This window comes from Micromonospora sp. CNZ286 (genome assembly GCF_014207755.1).
Map to the genome: position 1 here is coordinate 2,100,132 of NZ_JACHIZ010000001.1, position 21,756 is coordinate 2,121,887.

Sequence of the window (21,756 nt, forward strand, 5' to 3'; positions counted from 1 at the left end):
GGCGGCTGGCGCCCCGATCGGCGGGACGGTGGCGCTGAGGAGAAGTGAAACCGCAGACTTCGGAGCCTGTCAATACCCGCCGGGGTGGTGAGTGTTGCCGGAAAACTTCCTTCAGCGTCGCTTCCGCCCGGCCTGGCTGCGCGGCGTGCGGGCCGACCCGCCGCGAAGATTCCTGCCCTGGAGGGAAAGCCGGGCGCGAAGTATTGACAACCGTGGAAGTCTCGAAGTTAACTCGCCAGCAATCGATTTCTCATGCTCCTACGGCCGCTCGGAAGGGACACCGATGAGGCTTCGCATCGGCCGTTGGGCCGGCGCCGCAGCAGCCGCGCTGCTGGCCGTTGCCGTGCCCGCGACCTCGTCCGCCGCCGCGCCGGCCGCCACGTCGGCGCCCGCTCCCGCTCTCGCCGTCGCCGACGACAAGGGCCCGATCGGCTGGGACGCCTACCGCCGGCTCGACCGCCTGCCGGAACTGGCCGCCGGCACCCGTACCCACCAGTTCTCCAGCTTCGGCCGCGACGGCTCCAACGACGACGGCTTCGTCGGCACCTGGTCGTGTCTGCGTCGGAGCGGGGGATGTGTGATCGCCGAGGCGCACGGTCCGGGCGAGGTGCAGTCGATCTGGTTCACCCGCGACGACGGCAACGTCCGCGCCACCGGCTGGATCCGCGTCGAACTCGACGGCGTCGTGGTCGTCCAGGCCGACCTCCAGGATCTGGTGGACGGGCAGCTCGGCAGCCCGTTCGTCGCGCCGCTCGTGAGCAACGCCGACCAGACGTCCGGCGGCGTCACCGTCAAGGTGCCCATGCCCTACCGGGAGTCCATGCGGATCACCACCCAGAACAACCCGCTGTTCCACCACGTCACCTACCGGACCTTCACCGACGCGGCAGGGGTGCCCCGGTTCGATCCGGCCGACCCGGCCACCGACGTGGTCACGCTGCTGCGCGCCGCCGGCACCCGCGACCCGAAGCCCGCACAGGCCGGCGCCTCCACCACGCGCGTCACCGTCACCGCCCCGGCGCAGGGGCAGGTGTCACTGGCCGCCCTGACCGGGCCACGCGCGATCACCGCGCTGCGGCTGCGCGTACCGGACGCCGCGGCCGGGGCGCCGACGCTCAACGGGCTGCGGCTGCGGATGACGTTCGACGGACGTACGACAGTGGACAGCCCGGTCGGCGAGTTCTTCGGCGCCGGGCTGGGCGAGCGCACCGTACGGTCGCTGATGTTCGCCATGGACTCCGCGCCGGGCGGCTGGTACAGCACATGGTGGCCGATGCCGTTCCGCACCGCCGCCGCCGTGACGCTCGTCAACACGACGGGCACCGCAGTCGGCGGCATCGAGGTCGAGGTGACGTCGGCGCCCGGCGCCGAGTGGACGTCCCGGCTCGCCGCCGACGGCAGCGCCGGTTACTTCACCACCCAGTCACGCCGCGCTGAGGCGGTCGGCGGCGCGGACTGGATCATCGCCGACCAGTCCGGCCGGGGCCGGTTCGTCGGCGTCTCGCAGACCATGCGGGGCCACATCATCGGCGGCAATACCCGCAACTACCTGGAGGGCGACGAGCGGGTGCACGTCGACGGCTCGCCCACGCCGCAGATCTACGGCACCGGCACCGAGGACTTCTACGAGTCGGGCTGGTACTTCAACCGCGGCGCGTACAGCGGCGTCTTCACCGGCAACACCGCCCACCTGGTCCGCGGCGGCGGATGCGCCGACGAGTGCGACGCCGCCTACCGGCTGATGATCGGCGACGCGGTGGCGTACGGCACCGCGCTGCGCTTCGGCATCGAGCACGGACCGGCCAACGACATGCCCGCCGAGTACGCCTCGACCGCGTTCCTCTACACCCAGCGCACCGTGACCACGCGCCGGACCGACACCGTCGTCACCGGCGACGCCGCCAGCCGCGCCGCGCACGCGTACACCGACTCCGCGGCGACCCAGACCGCGCTCACCGCCGCCTTCGAGGGCGACGACGACAACGTCCCGCAGACCGGCCAGGTCCGTGCCACCACCGCCACGGTCCGCTTCCGGCTGGCGATCGACCCGGCCAACCAGGGGGTACGGCTGCGCCGCCACGGTGACCAGGCCGGTGGCTACCAGCAGGCGGCCGTGTCGGTGGACGGCACACCGGCCGGGGTGTGGCTCCAGCCGCTGGGCAACGACAGGCAGCGCTGGCTGGCCGACGAGTTCGTACTGCCCGCGGCGCTGACGGCGGGCCGGTCGGCGGTGACCGTCCAGCTCACCCCGGCGAGCGGCGCGCCGGCCTGGACCGCCGCCCGATACCTGGCCGACAGCATGATCGCGCCGTTCACCGACACTGTCGCCCCGGCCCCGGTCGCCGGTCTCGCCCTGGCCGGCGGGCGCGTGCACGCGCTGGGCCTGACCTGGTCCCCCTCCGCCGACGACGTCGGCGTGGTCTCCTACCGCGTCTACGCGTCCCGGAACCCGGGGGTGGCGATCACCGCCGCCAACCTGGTCGGCACCACACGTGCCACCATGTTCCGGCACGGTCCGCTGCCGGCCGCGCAGACCCGCTACTACCGGGTCGTTGCCGTCGACGGGTCGGGCAACGCCGCCGCGCCCTCGGCCGAGGTGTCGGCCACCACCCGTACCCGCAACACCAGCGACGCCAACGGCGACCGCCGCGACGACGCCGTCGACTTCACCCGCGGCGCCACCGCCGACGTGTTCACGTCGCTCTCCGACGGCACCCGGTTCGTGCCGGACAGCCGGCCCTGGAACGACTTCTTCGCGGTCGGCGCGGAGGTGCCGCTCACCGGCGACGTCAACGGCGATGGCCGCGCCGACGTCATCACGTTCACCCGTGGCGACAGCGCCGACGTCTACGTCGGGCTCTCCACCGGCTCCGGCTACTCCGCGGGCGTCAAGTGGCACGACTTCTTCGCCGTCGGCGCCGAGATCCCGGCGGTCGGCGACGTCAACGGCGACGGCCGCGCCGACATCATCACCTTCACCCGCGGCGCCGCCGCCGACGTCTACGTGGCGCTCTCCACCGGCTCCGGCTTCGGACCCGGCGTCAAGTGGCACGACCACTTCGCGCTCGGCGACGAGTTCCCGGCGGTGGGCGACGTGGACGGGGACGGGCGGGACGACATCGTGACGTTCACCAGGGGTACGACCGGCGACGTGTTCGTGTCGCTGTCCGACGGCACCCGCTTCGTGGAGGACGGCTGGAAGTGGCACGACAGCTTCGCCGCCGGCGACGAGCTGCCGGCGGTGGGCGACGTGGACGGGGACGGGCGGGACGACATCGTGACGTTCACCAGGGGTACGACCGGCGACGTGTTCGTGTCGCTCTCCGACGGGGGCCGCTTCGTGCAGAGCTCCTGGAAGTGGCACGACCACTTCGCCTTCGGCGACGAGCTGCCCGGGGTGGGGGACTTCAACGGCGACGGCCGGGCCGACGTGGTCGCGTTCACCAGGGGCCTGACCGCCGACGTGTTCGTCTCGCTCTCCACCGGCGGTGGATTCGGGCCACCGGGCAACCGCTGGCACGACCGGTTCGCCCCCGGCACCGACCTGCCCCGCCCGAGCGTGTCGTGATGCGCGCCCGGCGTGCCCTCGCGGCGCTCCTGCTCGGGGTGGCCCTGGTGGCGGTCCCGGCCGGACCGGCAGCGGCCGACGACCCGGTCCGGTTCGAGGCCGAGTCGCTCGCCGTCGTCTCCGCCACCGCGCCGGTCGGCGCGCAGACCGACTGCTGCGGGGTGAGCTGGTCCGGCGGACGGCAACTGTGGTTCCGGGGCGCCCGCGCCGGTGACGCGGTGACGCTCACGCTGCCGTCGGTGCCGGCCGGGCAGTACGACCTCGGCGCGGTCCTCACCCGGGCCGGCGACTACGGCACGCTGCGCTTCGCCGTCGACGGGGTGGCGGTCGGCCAGCTCTTCGACGGGTACGCGGGCGCGGTGCAGCGCACCGGGGCGGTGCCGCTGGGCTCGGTGTCGCTGACGGCCGGCACCCACCGCCTCACCGTCACGGTGACCGGCCGGTCCGCGTCCTCCACCGGCTTCTTCGCCGGGCTGGACACGGTGACGCTGCGTCGCGTCGGCCCGCTCGCGGCGGTCACCACCACGCCGTACGAGACGCTCGGTGAGACACCGGCGCGGGGCGCGTCCACACGCGTCTACGACCCGAGCGCCGGGGAGTCGACGACCTGGTACTACAACGACCACACGCTGGTGCGGCACGAGCAGACCGGCGTGTGGCACCTGTTCGGCATCACCCACGCCGAACCCGGTGCGCCGCAGGACGAGAAGGTCTTCGGGCACGCCACCGCGCCCACCCCGACCGGCCCGTGGACGAAACGGCCGGTGGCGCTGGCCGCCGACCCCGGGGCCGGGGAGCAGTGGATCTGGGCCCCGCACGTCGTCCACCACAACGGCGTCTACCACATGTTCTACGCGGCCGGGAACCCGGACTACGCCCGGTACCGCATGCACCTGGCCACCTCGACCGACCTGTTCACCTGGACCCGAAGCTCCGCCAACCCGCTGTTCATCGACGGGTGGGAGGGCCGCGACCCGATGGTGACCCGGGTCGGCGACCGCTGGGTCATGTACTACACGGCCACGTCGAGCCCGTCCGGCGGCAACCATGTCGTGGCGTACCGGACCAGCACCGACCTGCGCTCGTGGAGCGGCCGCGCGATCGCGTACACCTCGCCGCACACCGGCCGGGCGGGCGGGCAGACGGAGTCGCCGTTCGTGGTGCGCCGGGGGGAGTGGTGGTACCTGTTCGTCTGCTGCGACGGCACCGACTACGGCGCCGCGTACCGGCGCACGGCCGTCTACCGCAGCCGCGACCCGCTGCGCTTCGACGGCGCGGAGAAGGTGACGGTGCTGGACGCGCACGCCGCCGAGGTCGTGGTGGACGGCTCGAACTGGTACCTGACCCACGCCGGCTGGGGTCAGGGCGGGCTCTGGCTGGCGCCGCTGACCTGGTCGACCGGCGTGGTGGCGCGCGGCTGGACGGTGACCACCGGTTTCCTGCGCGCCGACGTGCGCACCTGGCCCAGCGCCCGGATCGCCGAGCTGGCCGTCGACCCGGCCGGGGCCGGCAATCACCGTCCCGCGCTCGACTCGTCGCACCGGGGCACCGGGCCGTACCTCGCCGTCGGCCGGTTCGACGTGACCGACCGGGCCGGGGCGCCGGACCGGGTCGACGTGTCCGCCGACGGCTCCCGGATCAACCTGGTCGGCATCCCGTTCGGCGACGAGCCGGTCACCGCCGACTGGCTGCTCACCGTGACGCCCCGGTGGACCGGCCCCGGGTTGCAGAGCGACGTCACCTGGTCGGTGAACGGGTGGCCGACCGCCGCGGTGTGGGAGGTGGCGTTCAACATCGACGGCGCGTCGCCGCTGGTCGGCGACCCGGCGGTGGAGGCGCGGCCGACAGGTGACGTCACCGGCATGCCCCGCTGGACGATGAGCACCGGCGACGGGCTCTCGGTGGTCGCGGCGCACCGGTGGGGGTCGGCCTGGCGCGGCGACAACACCTGGTACGACGCCGGCCACGCGATGGCGGCCTGGCAGCCGCTGTGGCGCTCCGGCGGCCTGTCCTGGGCGCCGGGCCAGTACGCGGGCGGCACCTGGCGTCTGACCGCGAGCGGGGTCCGGCGGGACGTGCAGTTCGCCGACGCCGCGCACACCGCGATCAACGCGATCCCGTGACCGGCGTGGACACCCGCGACGCGCCCGGCCCTAGCGGCCGGGTGGTGGTCGCGGCAACCGGAGTGGCCAAGCGGTTCGGCGGCGTGACGGCCCTCGACGGCGTCGACTTCGACGTACGGGCGGGCGAGGTGCACGCGCTGCTGGGCGAGAACGGCGCGGGCAAGTCCACCCTGATCAACATCCTCTCCGGCGTGATCACCGACTACGACGGAGAAGTCGCAGTCGACGGGACGCCGGTACGGTTCACCGGCCCGGCCGCCGCCCAGGCCGCCGGGATCGCGACCATCCACCAGGAACTCGACCTGGTGCCCGCCCTCTCGGTGGCCGACAACCTCGTGCTCGGGCGGGAGCCCCGGACCCGGCTGCGCACAGTCGACCGGCGGGCCGCGGGCCGCACCGCGCGCGAGCACCTGGACCGGCTCGGCGCAGACATCGACCCGCGCCGCCCGGTGGGCTCGCTGCGCGTCGGCGAGCAGCAACTCGTCGAGATCGCCAAGGCGCTCGCCCTGGACGCCCGCGTACTCGTCATGGACGAGCCGACGGCCGCGCTCGCCGACGGGGAGGTACGGCGGCTGTTCACCACAATCGGCGGCCTGCGCCGCCGGGGCGTCGGCGTCGTCTACATCTCCCACCGGATGGAGGAGATCGAGGTCGTCGCGGACCGCGCGACGGTGCTGCGCAACGGTTCCGTCGCCGGTGTCGTACCGGCCGGCCGGATGGACCGGCGGCGGATCGTGGCGATGATGGTCGGCGGCCGGGCCGCGTCGCTGTTCGAGCCCGCCCCGGCGGAAACGGCCGGCGCTCCCGGCCCGCCGCCCGGATCCGCCGGCGGCGGCCCGCTGCTGCGTGTCACCGACCTGGCCGTGCGGCCCCGGACGCCCCGGCTCGGCCGCTGCGAGCCGGACGGCGTCAGCCTGACCGTGCGGGCCGGCGAGATCGTCGGCCTGGCCGGGCTGATGGGCGCCGGACGTACCGAACTGCTGGAGACCCTGTTCGGCGCCGGGTCCGCGGGTCGCCGCACCGGCGCGGTGCTGCTGGCCGGCCGCCCGTACGCGCCGCGCCGCCCCCGCGCGGCACTGCGGGCCGGCGTCGGCTTCGTCCCGGAGGACCGGCGCCGCTCCGCGCTCGTCCTGGACCACCCGGTCGGCCGGAGCATCGTGCTGGCCGCCCTGTCCAGGCTGACCACGGCCGGGATCGTCAGCCGACGCCGGGAACGGGCGGCCGTCGCGCGGTCGGTCACCGACCTGGCGATCAAGACGGCGTCGGCGGCCACGCCGGTCGGCGCGCTCTCCGGTGGCAACCAGCAGAAGGTGGTCTTCGCCCGGCACCTGCTCACCGAGCCGCGGCTGCTCCTGCTGGACGAGCCGACCCGCGGCGTCGACATCGGGGCGAAGGCGGAGATCTACCGGCTGCTGCGCCGACTCGCCGGCGACGGCATGGGCATCCTGCTCGCCTCCTCGGAACTGCCCGAGCTGCTCGGCGTCTGCGACCGGGTGGTGGTGCTGCGCCGTGGCCGGGCCGTGGCCGACCTCGCCACGGGCGGCTGCACCGGCGAGGACATCCTCGCGGCGGCGATGGGCGGCCCGGCCGCCGGAAGGGACGACCGATGACCGACACCCGAGTGCCGCCGCCCGAGCCGGCCGTGACCGGGGCGCCGCCCGCCGCCGGTACGGCCGGACTGCGCGGCGCGACGGCCCACTGGCTGCGTCGGCCGCGCAGCCGCCGGGAACTCGCCGACCGGCTCTTCGCGGTGCAGAGTCTCTTCGCGCTGCTCGTGATCTTCGTCGTGGCGATCCTCGCCTCACCGCGCCGCGACGGCGAGATCCTCTTCCTCACCGCCGGCAACCTGGGGAACATCGTCCGCGCGGTGTCGGAGATCGGCATCATCGCGATCGGGATGACGTTCGTCGTCCTGCTGGGCGGCATCGACCTGTCGGTCGGGGCGATCCTCGGCCTGTCGGCCGTCGGCACCGCGACGCTCATGGTCGACTCCGGACTCGGCATCCTGCCCGCCGTCGCCGCCGTGCTCGCGATCGGCGTGCTGTTCGGCGCGCTCCAGGGGTACGCCGTGGCCCGCCTCGGCATCCAGTCGTTCATCGTGACACTGGCCGGTCTCCAGGTCGCCCGGGGCATCGCCCGGATCTGGTCCGGCGGCCTCGGCATCCCGATCGCCTACGGCGACGGACCCCAGGAGGCGCCGCCCGCCTTCGAACTGCTGAACGGCTCGATAAACGGCGTGCTCCCGGTGCCGGCGGTGCTGTTCGTCCTGATCGGGGTGGCCGCTGTGGTGGTGCTGCGGACGACGGCGTTCGCCCGGCACGTCTGCGCGATCGGCGGCAACGAGAAGGCGGCCCGGCTCTCCGGTGTGCCGGTGACGCGGGTCAAGGTCGCCGTGTTCGCCGTCGCCGGCCTCCTGGCGGCGGTGGCCGGAGTGGTGCACGCGGGACAGCTCAACCAGGGCAGCCCGAACGACGGCGCCGGATACGAGCTGGACGCGATCGCCGCTGTCGTCATCGGCGGCACCAGCCTGGCCGGCGGCTCCGGCTCGATGGGCGGCACCCTGGCCGGCGCGCTGCTGCTCGGCATCCTCAACAACATCCTCGCGCTCAACAACATCGACGCCAACGTCCAGCTGCTGATCAAAGGACTGGTGATCGTGCTCGCGGCGGCGCTGCAGAAGCTGCGCCGCGGCATCGCCTGACCGAACCGACTCCGAGGAGCCACCCGATGGACAAGCGAACCACACTGCTCGCGCTGCTGGTCACCGGCGCGCTGGCGATCACGACGGGGTGCAGCGTCGAGAAGCCGTCCGACGACGCCGGGCGGGCCCGCGCCTGCGGCGCCGGCAAGGACTTCCTGATCGGCATGTCCCAGGCCAACAACGCCGAGCCGTACCGGCAGGTGATGAACAACGACGTGCAGACGGCGGCGAAGTCGGTGCCCGGCTTCCGCGTCGTGGTCTCCGACGCCGCCCAGGACAACAGCAAGCAGGTCGCCGACGTGGAGAACTTCCTCACCCAGAAGATCAACCTGCTGATCATCTCGCCGAACGAGGCCAAGCCGCTCACCGCTGTGGTGAAGAAGGCGTACGACCAGGGCGTGCCGGTGATCGTGCTGGACCGCAAGGTCGAGGGGGAGGCGTACACCGCGTTCATCGGTGGCGACAACGTGGCGATCGGCAAGGCGGCCGGCGAGTTCTACGCCACGACGCTGCTGCCCGACGGCGGCAAGGTGATCGAGATCGCCGGGCTGCCCGGCTCGACCCCCGCCGCCGAGCGCGCGCAGGGCTTCCGCGACGGCATCGCCGCCAACCCGAAGATCCAGATCGTCGCCTCCCAGCCCGGCGACTGGCTGCGGGAGAAGGGACAGTCGGTGGCGGACGCGCTGATCAAGGCCCACCCGGACGTGTCCGCGATCTACGCGCACAACGACCCGATGGCCGAGGGCGCCTACCTCGCCGCGAAGTCGGCGGGCAAGGCGCAGCGGATCAAGTTCACCGGCATCGACGCGCTGCCGGTGCCCTCCGGCGGGATCAAGGCCGTCGAGCAGGGCCGCCTCGCCGCCACGTTCCAGTACGCCACCGGCGGCCGGGAGGCGGTCGAGCTGGCCCGGAAGATCCTCGTCGACTGCGCCGAGGACGTCCCGCGTACCACCACGCTGGGCACCATGCGGATCACCAGGGAGAACGCCGCCGAGGCGTACGCGAAGCTCGGTGGCCTCTGAGCGCGGGGGCCGGGATGCGCAGCGCGAGCGTGCGGCGGGCGGCGCCGGTGGTGCTCGGCGTGGACATTGGCACGTCGAGCAGCAAGGGGGTTCTCGTCGACCCCGACGGGCGGTTGGTCCGGGCCCGGGTCCTGGAGCACCGGGTCGACCGGCCCGGCCCTGGCCGGGCCGAGATGGACGGCCGGATCTGGTGGCGGGAGTTCGTCGCCCTCAGCCGGGATCTGCTGGCTCCGGGTGACGTCCGGGTGTGCGCGGTCGGGGTGAGCGGCATGGGTCCGTGCGTGCTGCTCACCGACGCCGGCGGCACTCCACTGCGCCCGGCCGTCCTCTACGGCGTGGATACCCGCGCCGGGGAGCAGATCGAGCGGATGAACGAGCGGTTCGGCGCCGACGAGATCATCCAGCGGTGCGGGTCGGCGCTGTCCAGCCAGGCGGCGGGCCCGAAGATCGCGTGGGTGGCCGACACCGAACCGGAACTGTTCGCCCGTGCCCGCCGGCTGTTCATGCCCAGTTCGTGGCTGGCCTACCGGCTCACCGGTCGCTACCTGCTCGATCACCACTCGGCAAGCCAGTGCACGCCGTTCTACGACACCGAGGCCCAGGACTGGTACCGGCCGTGGATCGACCCGTTCGCACCCGGACTGGAGCTTCCGCCACTGTGCTGGCCCGGCGACGTGGCCGGTGAGGTGACGGCCGGGGCCGCCGCCGAGACCGGCCTGCCGGAGGGCGTTCCGGTGGTGGCGGGCACGATTGACGCCTGGTCGGAGGCGTTGAGCGTGGGTGCGCAGGGCGTGGGCGACCTGATGCTCATGTACGGCACCACCATGTTCCTCGTGCACACCGTGCCGCACCGGCTGACCAGCCCGTCGCTGTGGGGCACCGTCGGCGCGCTGCCGGGCACCCGCAACCTGGCCGGCGGGATGGCGACCTCCGGCGCGATCACCGGCTGGCTACGCGACCTGGTGGCGGGCACCGACCACACCGAGCTGCTCCGCCTCGCCGAACGCTCCGGCGCCGGTGCCCGCGGGTTGCTGATGCTGCCGTTCTTCGCCGGGGAACGCACGCCGATCCTCGATCCCCGGGCCCGCGGCCTGATCGCCGGTCTCACCCTCTCGCACGGCCCCGGCGACATCTACCGGGCGGCGCTGGAGGCGACCGGGCTGGCGGTACGGCACAACATCGAGACGATCGAGGCGGCTGGCGGCGACATCCGCCGGATCGTCGCGGTCGGCGGCGGCACCCGGGGCGGGCTCTGGACCCAGATCGTCTCCGACATCACCGGCCGGGAACAGCAGATCCCGGCGCAGACCATCGGCGCCAGCTACGGCGGCGCCTTCCTGGCCGCCCGGACCGTGATGGACGTCTCGATCGAGACGTGGAACCCGATCGCCGGGGTGCGGCGGCCACGACCCGAACCCGCCGCCGACTACGACGAGCTGTACCGGCTCTACCGCGAGCTGTACGCCGGTAGCCGATCTGTGGTTCACGCCCTTGCGGCCCGGCAGGAACGCCTGCCGGACGCGTTCCGCTCCACCCACCGTCCGCCCGCCGAGGGAGCTGCCCCGTGACCCGTTACACACTGCCCGTGCCGGTCGAGCGCCCGGCCGCCCCGCCCCGCACCGTCTACACAGTCGCCAGCGGTGACCTGCGGCTGAGCGCGAACGTCACCTGCTGGCCCACCCAGCGGCAGCTCGAAGCCGACCTCACCGCCGCGGTCACCGCGCTCGGCTGGCACGTCCGGCGCGGTCACGACGTCGACCCGGGCAAAGGACACGGCTTCATCGACAGCCAGCGCGCCGGGATCGAGGTCTTCCGGAGCATCCCGGCCGACGTGCCGCTCGTCGTGGTGGAGGCGGTCTGGCAGTACAGCCACCACGTGCTGGCCGGGCTGCGCGCCCACCGCGGGCCGATCCTGCTGGTGGCGAACTGGAGCGGCGAGTACCCCGGCCTGGTGGGCCTGCTCAACCTCGCCGGCAGCCTCACCAAGGCGGGCGTGCGGTACTCGACGCTGTGGAGCGAGGACTTCACCGACGAGTGGGCGCGCGACGGCCTGAAGAAGTGGCTGGAGACCGGCCGGGTGACGCACGACGAGAGCCACGTACGCCCGCTGCCTGTGCTGCGGCCGGACGAGGAGGTCGAACTCGGCGTGGCGCTGGCCCGGCAGCTCGTCTCCGAGCGGGCCGTCATCGGCGTCTTCGACGAGGGCTGCATGGGCATGTACAACGCCATCATCGACGACGAGCTGCTCAACCCGCTCGGCGTCTTCAAGGAACGCCTGTCGCAGAGCGCGCTGGTGGCGGAGATGGCGCGGGTGCGCGACACCGAGGCGCGGGCGGTGCTGGCCTGGCTGGAGGCGGCCGGGATGACGTTCCACACCGGCACCGACGAGGCCACCGAGCTGACGTACGCCCAACTGCTCAGCCAGTGCCGCATGTACGTCGCCGCGCTGCGCATCGCCGACGACTTCGGCCTGGACGCCGTCGGGATCCAGTACCAGCAGGGGCTCAAGGACACCGTGCCGGCCAGCGACCTGGCCGAGGGGCTGCTGAACAACATCGAACGCCCCCCGGTGACCAGCCGGGACGGCTCCCGGGAGCTGTACCCGGGCGTCGCGCTGCCGCACTTCAACGAGGTCGACGAGGGCGTCGCCGTGGACTCGCTGGTCACCAACCGGATCTGGACCGCGATGGGCCTGGACCCGGCGACGACGCTGCACGACATCCGCTGGGGGCAGCAGTACGGCGAGCACTTCGTCTGGGTCTTCGAGATCTCCGGTGCGGTGCCCGCGTCGCACAACGGCGGCTACGACAGGTCATACAGCATGCGTCAGCCGCCGATGTACTTCCCGCTCGGCGGCGGCACGCTCAGCGGCGTGTCGAAGCCGGGGGAGATCGTCTGGTCGCGCGTGTTCGTGATGGACGGCGGCCTGCACGTCGACCTCGGGCGCGGCACGGTGGTGGCGCTGCCCGAGGCGGAGACCCGGCGGCGGCTGGACGCCACCACACCGCAATGGCCGATCATGCACGCCGTGTTGCACGGCGTGGGCCGCGACCAGTTGATGGCCCGGCACAAGGCCAACCACGTCAACGTGGTCTACGCGCCAGACGCCGGCACCGCCGACCGCGCGCTACGGGTCAAGGCCGCCCTCTTCGCCGAGCTGGGCGTACGGGTGCACCTGTGCGGGGACGTCACGATCTGAGCGAGCCGGCGGCAGTGCCGCGCGACCGGGCACGGCCCACCGCGTGGCCCTGCCGGCCGGCCGACGGTGCCGAGCTGTCGCGTACCCGCAGCTCGGTGTGGAGCACCACTGTCGAGGGTGCCTTGGCCGGGTCGGCGATCCGCTCGACCAGCAGCGTGGCCGCGGTGCGCCCCAGGTCGTAGGTGGGCTGCGCGACGGTGCTCAGCGAGGGCCGGACCAGGTGCGCCCAGGGGATGTCGTCGAACCCGACGATGCCGAACGGGTCGGGCACGCCGATGCCGTTGTCCACGAGGCACTCGAGGGCGCCCACAGTCATCAGGTTGTTCGCCGCGAACACCGCGTCCGGCGGCTCGGCGGTCTCCAGCAGGGAGGCCATCGCGCGGTAGCCGCCCTCCTCGCGGAAGTCCGCGTACCGGATCAGGTCCTCGGTGGTCTGGCGTCCGCTCGCCTTCAGCGCCCGCTGGTAGCCCCGCAGCCGCTGCATGGCGGTGGAGATCCGGCGTGGGCCGGTGATGCAGGCGATCCGCCGGTAGCCGCTGCCCACCAGATGGGCGGTCGCCTGCTCGGCGCCGTGGGTGTTGTCCACCAGCACGGTGTCCACCTCGACGCCGCGTGGTTGCCTGTCGATCGCCACGACCGGGATGCGGGCCTGCACCAGGCGGCTGATCAGGGCCGGCCGCCCGGACGAGGAGATGATCACCCCGGCCATCCGCTCGGCCAGGGCCGCCGCCACGTAGCGGGCCTCCTTCTCCGGATCCTCGTCGCCGTTGCAGAGCACGACCGAGAAGCCGGCCTCCTGCGCGACGTCCTCGACACCGCGCACCATCGAGGTGAAGAACGGGTTCCCGATGTCGGAGATGATGACCGCCCAGAGGCTGGTCCGGCTGCGGCGCAGGCTGCGCGCGACGGCGTTCGGGCGGTAGTCGAGGTCCTGCGCGGCCTGCCGTACCCGGGCGGCCATGTCCGGGTCGACCGAGGCACGCCCGTTGAGGACGCGGGAGACGGTCGCCGGCGACACTCCCGCGCGACGCGCCACGTCGTAGATGGTCGTCATCGCGCTCCCGTCGTCGTCGCCCGGGCGCTCCGGCCCGGCCCCCGTCGGATGGTGACGTACCGGAGTGAGACCGCCACCGCGGGAGATCGCACGGAATCCTATACCCGTCCAGCAATCGATTTCCGACCGGGTCGATCGCGTCCCGCCGCCGCTATTGACATCGATGTGGGTGACTACGAGACTCGTCAGCAATCGATTTCTCGTCCGGTGCCGCTGGTCACCCCCACCCCCGAGGAGCACGGTGAGACGAAATCTGCTGGCGATGCTTGTCGCGCTCTGCACCGTCACGGCGGCCGGCGCGGCCGGCGCGCCGGCCGCCGCCGTACCGATCGGCACGCTCGCCTGCCCGTCCGTCCCGGCCACCCACGACCCCGCCGTCACCGTGATCGTCTACCGGGTGGCCCGGTCGTACAACGTCAACGACAAGGTCATGCTCTCCACCTTCGAGGCGGGCTGGGTCGAGTCCCACATGAACAACCTGCCCTGCGGCGACAAGTCCAGCCTGGGCGTGTTCCAGCAGCGCTGGGACTACGGCTGGGGCACGCCGGAGCAGATCATGGACCCGGTCTACGCCACCACGCAGTACGTCACGCGTGCGATCACCTGCGACCGCAACAACCCCGGCTACACGGCGGGCCAGGTCGCCCAGTGCGTCCAGCGATCGGGCTTCCCCGACCGGTACGACCAGGTGGCGGGGACCGCGCGCACGCTGCTCAACCAGGCGGCGCGTACCCACGGCATGGCAGGCGGCTCGTCGACGGACGTGAACGGTGACGGCCGCGACGACATCCTCACCTTCACCCAGAACGCCTCCGCCGACGTGTACGCGAGCACGTCGACCGGAACCGGCTTCGCCGGAACGTCGGTGAAGTGGAACGACTTCTTCTCCATCGGCGGGGAGACCGCGTCGACGGGCGACGTCAACGGTGACGGCCGCGACGACATCGTCACGTTCGCGCACGGCAACACCGGCGACGTGTACGTGGCGCTGTCGAACGGGTCGGCGTTCACGTCGCCGGGCCGGTGGCACGACTGGTTCGCCCCCGGTGCGGAGATCGCCGCCGTCGGTGACGTCAACGGCGACGGCAGGGACGACATCGTCGCGTTCACGCACAACGCGACGGCGGACGTCTACGTGGCGCTGTCAACCGGGTCGTCGTTCTCGGGCACGGCGGTGAAGTGGCACGACTACTTCTCCATCGCCGGGGAGTTCCCCGCCCTGGGCGACGTCAACGGCGACGGCAAGGACGACATCATCACCTTCACCCAGGGCCCCGCGTCAGCGGCGGACGTGATCGTGTCGCTGTCCACCGGCACGTCGTTCGGGGCGCCGCAGAAGTGGCACGACCTGTTCGCCGTGGGTGCCGAGCAGCCGCGGGTGGGGGACGTCAACGGCGACGGCAAGGACGACGTCGTCACGTTCACCTGCAACGCCGACGCCGACGTCTACGTCGCCACCTCCACCGGCACCGGCTTCGCCGGCACCACCGTCAAGTGGCACGACTTCTTCTGCCTGCCGGGCGAGTTCCCCTACCTGGGCGACGCGAACGGCGACGGCAAGGACGACCTCATCGTCTTCACCAAGGGCGCCACGAACGACGTCTACGTCGCCCTGTCCACCGGCACCACCTTCGGTGCCAGCAGCAAGTGGCACGACTACTTCGGGCTCACCGGTGAGGTGACGCTGTGACACCAGGATGGGAGGCCCCCGTGGCCGGAACACGACGGAGACGGCGACGCACCGGCGTCGCCCTGCTGGCCGCGGCGCTCGCCGGCGGGATCGCGGTGCAGCCCGCGCCGGTGTCCGCGACGCCGCCGGGCCGGACCGCGCTGGACGCCGCGTTCGTGCGGGCGGCGCAGGAGTACGACGTACCCCGGGACGTCCTGGTCGCGGTCGGCTACGGCGAGTCCCGCCTCGACGCGCACGGCGGCAAGCCGAGCCAGGCGAACGGCTACGGGGTGATGCACCTGGTCAGCAACCCCGCCCAGCACAGCCTGGAACGGGCAGCGAAGTTGACCGGCGAGCCGGTCGCGCGCCTGAAGACCGCCACGCCGGCGAACATCCGCGGCGGTGCGGCCGTGCTGCGCGAGCTGGCCGACGCCGAGGGGCTGACCGCGCGGGATCGGGACCGGGTGACCGCCTGGTACCCGGTGGTGGCGCGGTACGGCGGCGCGGCCGACGACGCCACCGCACGCCTGTACGCGGACGGGATCTACGAGCTGGTGCAGCAGGGCATCCCGGGCGCGGTGCCGGTCCGGGCGCACCGGGTCGAGCCAGAGCGGGGTCGCTACGCCGCCGTGGCGCCCGCTGGCACCGCGTCCCGTACGCTCGCCGCCGCCGTGCCCGAGTACCCGCCGGCGCGGTGGGTGGCTGCCAACGGAGCGAACTACGGCGTGGGGCGGCCCAGCCGGATCACCACTGTGATTCTCCACGTCACCCAGGGTTCGTACGCCGGTACGATCAGCTGGTTCCAGAACCCGTCGGCCGGGGTCAGCGCCCACTACGTGGTGAAGTCCAGCAACGGCGAGATCACTCAGATGGTCCGCGAGGGCGACACCGCTTACCACGCCCGGTCGGGCAACGCGTACGGCGTCGGCATCGAGCACGAGGGGTACGTCGACAACCCGGCCTGGTTCACCGACGCGATGTACCGTTCCTCGGCCGCGCTGACCCGTTACCTGTGCGACAAGTACGGCATCCCGAAGAACCGCACCGGCATCAAGGGGCACAACGAGATCCCGGGCAACGACCACACCGACCCGGGACCGAACTGGAACTGGAACTACTACCTCTCGCTGGTGAACCAGGGTGGCGGGGGCCCGACCGCCCGCTATTTCGGTGGTTCGCCGACGGATTTCACCGGTGACGGCCGGGATGACGTGGTCGCGTTCACCCACGGTGCGCTGGCCGACGCGTATGTGGCCACGTCGACGGGTTCGTCGTTCGCGGGCACGTCGGTGAAGTGGCACGACTGGTTCGCCCTGTCCGGAGAGACCCCCCTGACCGGAGACGTCAACGGCGACGGACGCGACGACGCGATCGTGTTCACCCACGGCACCACCGCCGACGTCCACGTCGCCCTGTCCACCGGCACATCCTTCGCCGCATCCGCGAAATGGCACGACTGGTTCGCCCCCGGCACCGAAGTCCCCGCCGTCGGCGACGTCAACGGCGACGGCCGCGACGACATCATCACCTTCACCCACGACACCAACGCCGACGTCTACGTCGCCCTGTCCACCGGCACCTCCTTCACCGGCACCGCCGTGAAATGGCACGACTACTTCTCCATCGCCGGGGAGTTCCCCGCCCTCGGCGACGTCAACGGCGACGGCCGCGACGACATCATCACCTTCACCCAAGGCCCCGCCACCGCCGCCGACGTCATCGTCGCCCTGTCCACCGGCAACGGCTTCGGGGCACCGCAGAAATGGCACGACCTGTTCGCCGTCGGCGCCGAGCAGCCCCGGGTGGGCGACATCAACGGCGACGGCCGCGACGACATCGTCACCTTCACCTGCAACACCGACGCCGACGTCTACGCCGCCACCTCCACCGGCACCACCTTCGCCGGAACCACGATCAAGTGGCACGACTTCTTCTGCCTAACCGGCGAATTCCCCTACCTCGCCGACGCCAACGGCGACGGCAAAGACGACCTCATCGTCTTCACCAAAGGCACCACCAACGACATCTACGTCGCACTCTCCACCGGCACCACATTCGCCCCCAGCACCAAATGGCACGACTACTTCGGCCTCACCAGCGAAACCACACTCTGAGCCCGACGGCGAGCGACGCCGGCCCGGATCGGGACCGGCGTCGCTCGCCGTCCACCTACCGCTCCACCACGTTGCGCGAGCTGGAGGCAGGCCTGACCGACGGGCTGGCCTTCGCTGCCGCGCTCACGTTGCTGGTCGTGGCGGGCTGTCGCGGTGCGGCTGCGGCAGCGGCGTCACCTGCGCCTGGCCACCTGACCGGCGGGGACGTGGGCGGAACCCGGGGAGACGATCGCGGTCAGGCCGGCGGTGGACAGCGTCGCCCCGCCCAGGTCGAGGCGTCCACCGGTCGGGTCCCGCGATTCCGGGACCAGTATCCGGCCGGCGAGCAGGCAGATCACCACGATCGGGACGTTCACCAGGAAGATCGCACCCCAGGGCAGGTGAGCCAGGACGAGTCCGCCGATCGGCGGCCCGGCGGCGAAGCCCAGCGCACTGGTCGCCGCCCAGATGCCGATCGCCGGGGACCAGCAACAACATCTTCCCGCTCGTCCCCGGCGTGGACGGCGTGGTACGCGACGAGAAGGGCAACGTCCGCTGCGTGGTCCTGCACGATACGCCCCTTGGAACCTTCGCCGAACGCACCCTGATCGACCCTCGCGCAGCGTGGTTCTACCCGACGGCGTGGACCCGGTGCGGATCGCCACCGCCATGAACCCGGGCGATGTCATCCTGGATCGCGCTGACGCGCCGCATCAACTTCACCGCGGGCCAGCGCGTCCTTGTCCTCGGCGCCGTCGGCAACGCAGGTCGGATGGCGATCCAGATCGCGAAGTACCGTGCTCGCTCGTCGAGCTCTTCGACGTCTGCATCGCCGGCCTCATGCCCACGACCGAGGAGCCGGTCGCCGGCGGACGTGGCCTCGCACCTGCGCTCACGTATTGCTGCTCAGCCTCAGCCACGGCGCTCACTGTCGATCACGTGCCCTCGCCCAGCCACCGCGCACGAGAAAGGAGCCGGATGGGTTGCGGGCCGACAGCCACGCCGAGGCCGGTCCGGCGCGTCGGATTTCCCACAGCGGGTGCCCGGACCGGATCCGCGGCGAGCGCGGGCCGTTATGGTGGGGACGCCGTGGTGTTCGGGAAGCCGGTGTGATGCCGGCGCGGCCCTCGCCACTGTGATCGGGAGACCGTCGGCCCTCGTCGTTTCGCGAGGTCACTGGGCAGAGATGCCTGGGAAGGCCGGCCGGCGGTTGCTTGTCCCGTCAGCCAGGAGACCGGCCACGGCACGTTCGTCCCCGTCCACGAGGTGTTGGAAGGCGGTCCCGCTGTGCGGTTCCCCATGCCCTGGCGCGTTGCCGCGCCGTTGTTGCTGTCCACTGTGCTGCTCACCGGCTGCGGCGCCGATGCCAAGCCTGCTGCCGCACCACCGGCGGTGTCCGCTGGACCGGTCGCGGTGACCAACTGCGGCACCCCGGTGACCATCGCGGCGCCACCGATGCGGGTCGTCACCATGAACCAGGCCGCCACGGAGATCATGCTGGCCCTGGGCCTGCAAGATCGGATGATCGGCACGGCCTACCTCGACGACACGATCCTGCCCGCCTACGCGGACGCCTACGCTAAGATCCCGGTGCTGGCCAAGGAGTACCCGACCAAGGAGAAGCTGCTCGAGGCTGAACCCGATTTCGTGTACGCGTCGTACAACAGCGCGTTCGGTGACGAGGGGGTCGGTGACCGCGCCGACTGGCAGAAACTCGGCGTCGGCACCTACATCTCCCCTGCCGGGTGCCCGGCGCAGACCCGGCAGGCGAAGCTCGCCATCGGCGACGTGTTCACCGAGATCCGCGAGCTCGCGGCGATCTTCGGGGTGAGCGACCGCGGCGAGAAGCTGATCGCCGACCACGAGGGCCGCATCGCCACGGCCGCAGGCACCGCCCGCAACGTGAAGGTCATGTGGTGGGACGGCGGCAGCGACGCCCCGAGCGTCGGCGCCTGCTGCGGCGCCCCCAACATGATCATGTCGGCGGCCGGGGTCACCAACGCCTTCGCCGACCTCACCGGCAGCTGGGGCGACACAAGCTGGGAGACCGTCACCGACCGCAACCCCGAGGTCATCGTGCTCGTCGACGCGAGCTGGGATCCCGCCGCGCAGAAGAAGACCTTCCTCGCCGGGCACCGCACCCTCAAGGACCTGCCCGCGGTCAAACAGCAGTGGTACGTGGTGATCCCGTTCTCGTCAACCACGGCCGGTGTCCGCAACGTCCTCGGCGTCGAAGCCCTCGCCCAGGGCATCGCCGCGCTGCCGTCCGGGGCCCCGAGCTGACCGCCGTCACCACCCGGCCCGCCCCGGTGCGCACCCACCGCCCGGTGCGGGCGGTCGGCCTGGCCGCGCTCGTGCTGGCTCTGGTCGCCGGTCTGGTGCTGTCGGTGGCCGTCGCGGTCACCATCGGCCCGGCCGACCTGACTGTCGGGACGGTGTGGACGGTCGTCGCCGGCCACCTGGGACTCGCGAACTCGGACGTGCCGCTGCTGCGCGACCACATCGTCTGGGACCTACGTTTGCCCCGGGTTCTCGGCGCCGCCACGGTGGGGGCGGGCCTGGCCGCGGCCGGTGCGGTCATGCAGACCGTCACCCGCAATCCCCTGGCGGACCCGTACCTGCTCGGGGTCTCCTCAGGGGCGTCGCTGGGCGCGGTCCTGGTGGTCGTGGCCGGCATCGGTAGTGGCGTAGCCGCGCTGACCGGCGGCGCCTTCCTCGGCGCCCTTGTCGCGTTCCTGCTGGTCGTGGGCCTGGCCGGGAGGTTCGGGGCATTGTCGCCGACGCGCGTGGTGCTGACCGGGGTCGCGGTGGGACAACTGTGCGCGGCACTGACCTCTTTCGTGATCATCTGGGTGGCCGACCCGCACGCCACGCAGAGCATCACGTTCTGGCTGTCCGGGTCGATGGCCCGCGCCGACTGGACGGCCCTGGGCTGGGCGGTACCGGTGCTGGTCGTGGTGCTGGCGGTGGTCGGCTGGCACGCCCGTACCCTCAACGCCTTCGCCTTCGGTGAGGAGGCCGCCGCGAGCCTCGGCGTCGAGGTGAACCGGCTGCGGTGGCTGCTGCTGGTCGGCACCGCCCTGCTGACCGCCGTGCTGGTCGCGGTCAGCGGCGCGATCGGGTTCGTCGGGCTGATCCTCCCGCACGCCGCCCGCCTGATCACCGGACCGGACCACCGGCGGCTGCTACCGGTCGCCGTGCTCGCCGGCGCCATCTTCCTGACCTGGGTCGACACCGCCGCCCGCACCGTCTTCGAACCGCGTGAGCTGCCGGTCGGGGTGCTGACGGCACTGGTCGGGGTGCCGGCGTTCTTCCTGATCCTGCGCCGCCGGGAGGTACGCGGCTGATGCTTCAGATCTCCGACGTCTCGTGGGCGGTGCCCGCCGCCCGCATCCTCGACCACGTCACCGGCACCGTCCCGGCGGGCAGCCTGGTCGGGCTGCTCGGCCCGAACGGCTCCGGCAAGACCACCCTGCTGCGGGCCGTCGCCGCCCTGGTGCGCCCGGATACCGGCAACATCACACTCGCAGGCGACGACGTGACTCGGCTGCGGCGCCTTGCCCTGGCCCGGCGCATCGCGTTGCTGGCCCAGCACGCCGAGACCGACCTCGACCTGACCGTCCGCGACGTGGTCCTGCTCGGCCGCATCCCGCACCGCCGGACCCGCTGGTCCGACACCGGCTGCGACCATGCCGCCGCGGTCGAGGCACTGGGCCGGGTCGACCTGGCCGGGTTCGCCGACCGTAAGTGGCAGACCCTGTCCGGTGGGGAACGCCAGCGCGTCCAGCTCGCCCGCGCGCTGGCCCAGGAGCCGGAACTGCTGCTGCTCGACGAACCCACCAACCACCTCGACATCGGCCACCAGCTTCAGCTGCTGCACCTGGTCCGCCGATCGCAGGTCACCGCCCTCGCCGCGCTGCACGACCTCAACCTGGCCGTCATGTTCTGCGACACCGTCGTCGTGCTGCACCACGGCCGGGTCGTCGCCGCGGGACCACCCGCACGGGTGCTCACCCCGGCGCTGCTCGCCGACGTGTACGGCGTCGACGCAGACGTGCGGGTTCACGACGGGCGGACCGTCATTGAGTTCCGGCCGCCGTCATGACCCGGCACGTGCTGCCGGTGCCCGGTCGGTCACCCACCACGCTGGCCACGACACGATCCACCAGCTCGCCGAGCAGATGGCCGCGCGTCTGGGCGTATTCGTGCACAGGTGTTTCCTCGACGGCGCGAAACCGTTTGCTGCACGCGGCGCTCGACGCGGCCACCGGTTCACTGGTCGGACGTGACCCGGCGGTTCGACGCGCCCCGCGCCGGCAACCCGATT

Annotated in this window: 12 protein-coding genes, 2 pseudogenes and 1 riboswitch; of the genes and pseudogenes, 12 read left to right on the plus strand and 2 right to left on the minus strand. The window is 72.3% G+C overall.

Annotation, left to right across the window (positions count from 1 at the left end):
* The first annotated feature begins 283 nt into the window (after positions 1 to 283).
* Genes FHX31_RS09775 through FHX31_RS09805 form a run of 7 tightly spaced genes read left to right on the plus strand, consistent with a single transcriptional unit; the run spans position 284 to position 12,613 of the window.
* Positions 284 to 3,568, plus strand: a complete 3,285-nt coding sequence (locus FHX31_RS09775) for a DUF2961 domain-containing protein (protein ID WP_184975770.1) — start codon at positions 284 to 286, stop codon at positions 3,566 to 3,568.
* Entirely contained in the window at positions 3,568 to 5,691 is a 2,124-nt protein-coding gene (locus FHX31_RS09780; protein WP_013476118.1) for a family 43 glycosylhydrolase, read from the plus strand. Before FHX31_RS09775 ends, FHX31_RS09780 begins: the two co-directional genes overlap by 1 nt.
* On the plus strand, positions 5,688 to 7,301 hold the full coding sequence (locus tag FHX31_RS09785) for a sugar ABC transporter ATP-binding protein (protein ID WP_013476119.1): 1,614 nt from the start codon (positions 5,688 to 5,690) through the stop codon (positions 7,299 to 7,301). Before FHX31_RS09780 ends, FHX31_RS09785 begins: the two co-directional genes overlap by 4 nt.
* The gene (locus FHX31_RS09790; protein WP_030504767.1) at positions 7,298 to 8,392 is read left to right on the plus strand and encodes an ABC transporter permease; all 1,095 of its coding nucleotides are present in this window, start codon (positions 7,298 to 7,300) and stop codon (positions 8,390 to 8,392) included. The genes FHX31_RS09785 and FHX31_RS09790 overlap by 4 nt, the downstream gene beginning before the upstream one ends.
* 26 nt (positions 8,393 to 8,418) lie before the next feature.
* Positions 8,419 to 9,414, plus strand: coding sequence for a substrate-binding domain-containing protein (locus FHX31_RS09795; RefSeq protein ID WP_013476121.1), 996 nt, complete (start codon positions 8,419 to 8,421; stop codon positions 9,412 to 9,414).
* A gap of 14 nt (positions 9,415 to 9,428) precedes the next feature.
* Entirely contained in the window at positions 9,429 to 10,982 is a 1,554-nt protein-coding gene (locus tag FHX31_RS09800; protein ID WP_013476122.1) for an FGGY-family carbohydrate kinase, read from the plus strand.
* Positions 10,979 to 12,613: a fucose isomerase gene (locus FHX31_RS09805; RefSeq protein ID WP_013476123.1), complete on the plus strand. Its 1,635-nt coding sequence runs from the start codon at positions 10,979 to 10,981 to the stop codon at positions 12,611 to 12,613. Before FHX31_RS09800 ends, FHX31_RS09805 begins: the two co-directional genes overlap by 4 nt.
* Here FHX31_RS09805 and FHX31_RS09810 read toward each other — a convergent pair.
* Positions 12,603 to 13,667 carry a LacI family DNA-binding transcriptional regulator gene (locus tag FHX31_RS09810; protein WP_013476124.1) on the minus strand — a complete coding sequence of 355 codons (1,065 nt, stop codon included), beginning with the start codon at positions 13,665 to 13,667 and terminating at the stop codon, positions 12,603 to 12,605. The genes FHX31_RS09805 and FHX31_RS09810 overlap by 11 nt on opposite strands.
* Before the next feature lie 241 nt (positions 13,668 to 13,908).
* On the opposite strand from FHX31_RS09810, the gene FHX31_RS09815 reads away from it, so the two are divergent.
* Together FHX31_RS09815 and FHX31_RS09820 are read left to right on the plus strand one after the other, a co-directional pair.
* Complete coding sequence (locus tag FHX31_RS09815; RefSeq protein WP_013476125.1) at positions 13,909 to 15,357, plus strand: FG-GAP repeat domain-containing protein; 1,449 nt, start codon at positions 13,909 to 13,911, stop codon at positions 15,355 to 15,357.
* Between the two features lie 20 nt (positions 15,358 to 15,377).
* Positions 15,378 to 17,450: an N-acetylmuramoyl-L-alanine amidase gene (locus tag FHX31_RS09820; RefSeq protein WP_013476126.1), complete on the plus strand. Its 2,073-nt coding sequence runs from the start codon at positions 15,378 to 15,380 to the stop codon at positions 17,448 to 17,450.
* Between the two features lie 224 nt (positions 17,451 to 17,674).
* Here FHX31_RS09820 and FHX31_RS09825 read toward each other — a convergent pair.
* Positions 17,675 to 17,914: pseudogene (locus FHX31_RS09825) on the minus strand (MFS transporter); the annotation flags it as partial.
* A 588-nt stretch (positions 17,915 to 18,502) separates the two neighbouring features.
* Positions 18,503 to 18,686: riboswitch (cobalamin riboswitch) on the plus strand.
* Between the two features lie 42 nt (positions 18,687 to 18,728).
* Here FHX31_RS09825 and FHX31_RS09830 point away from each other — a divergent pair.
* The 3 genes and pseudogenes from FHX31_RS09830 to FHX31_RS09840 form a co-directional block, all read left to right on the plus strand.
* Positions 18,729 to 19,712, plus strand: a complete 984-nt coding sequence (locus FHX31_RS09830; protein ID WP_184975776.1) for an ABC transporter substrate-binding protein — start codon at positions 18,729 to 18,731, stop codon at positions 19,710 to 19,712.
* A 44-nt stretch (positions 19,713 to 19,756) separates the two neighbouring features.
* Positions 19,757 to 20,776 carry a FecCD family ABC transporter permease gene (locus FHX31_RS09835; protein WP_030502030.1) on the plus strand — a complete coding sequence of 340 codons (1,020 nt, stop codon included), beginning with the start codon at positions 19,757 to 19,759 and terminating at the stop codon, positions 20,774 to 20,776.
* A pseudogene (locus tag FHX31_RS09840) lies at positions 20,776 to 21,283 on the plus strand (ABC transporter ATP-binding protein); the annotation flags it as partial. The gene FHX31_RS09835 and the pseudogene FHX31_RS09840, both read left to right, overlap by 1 nt.
* Positions 21,284 to 21,756 lie beyond the last annotated feature (473 nt).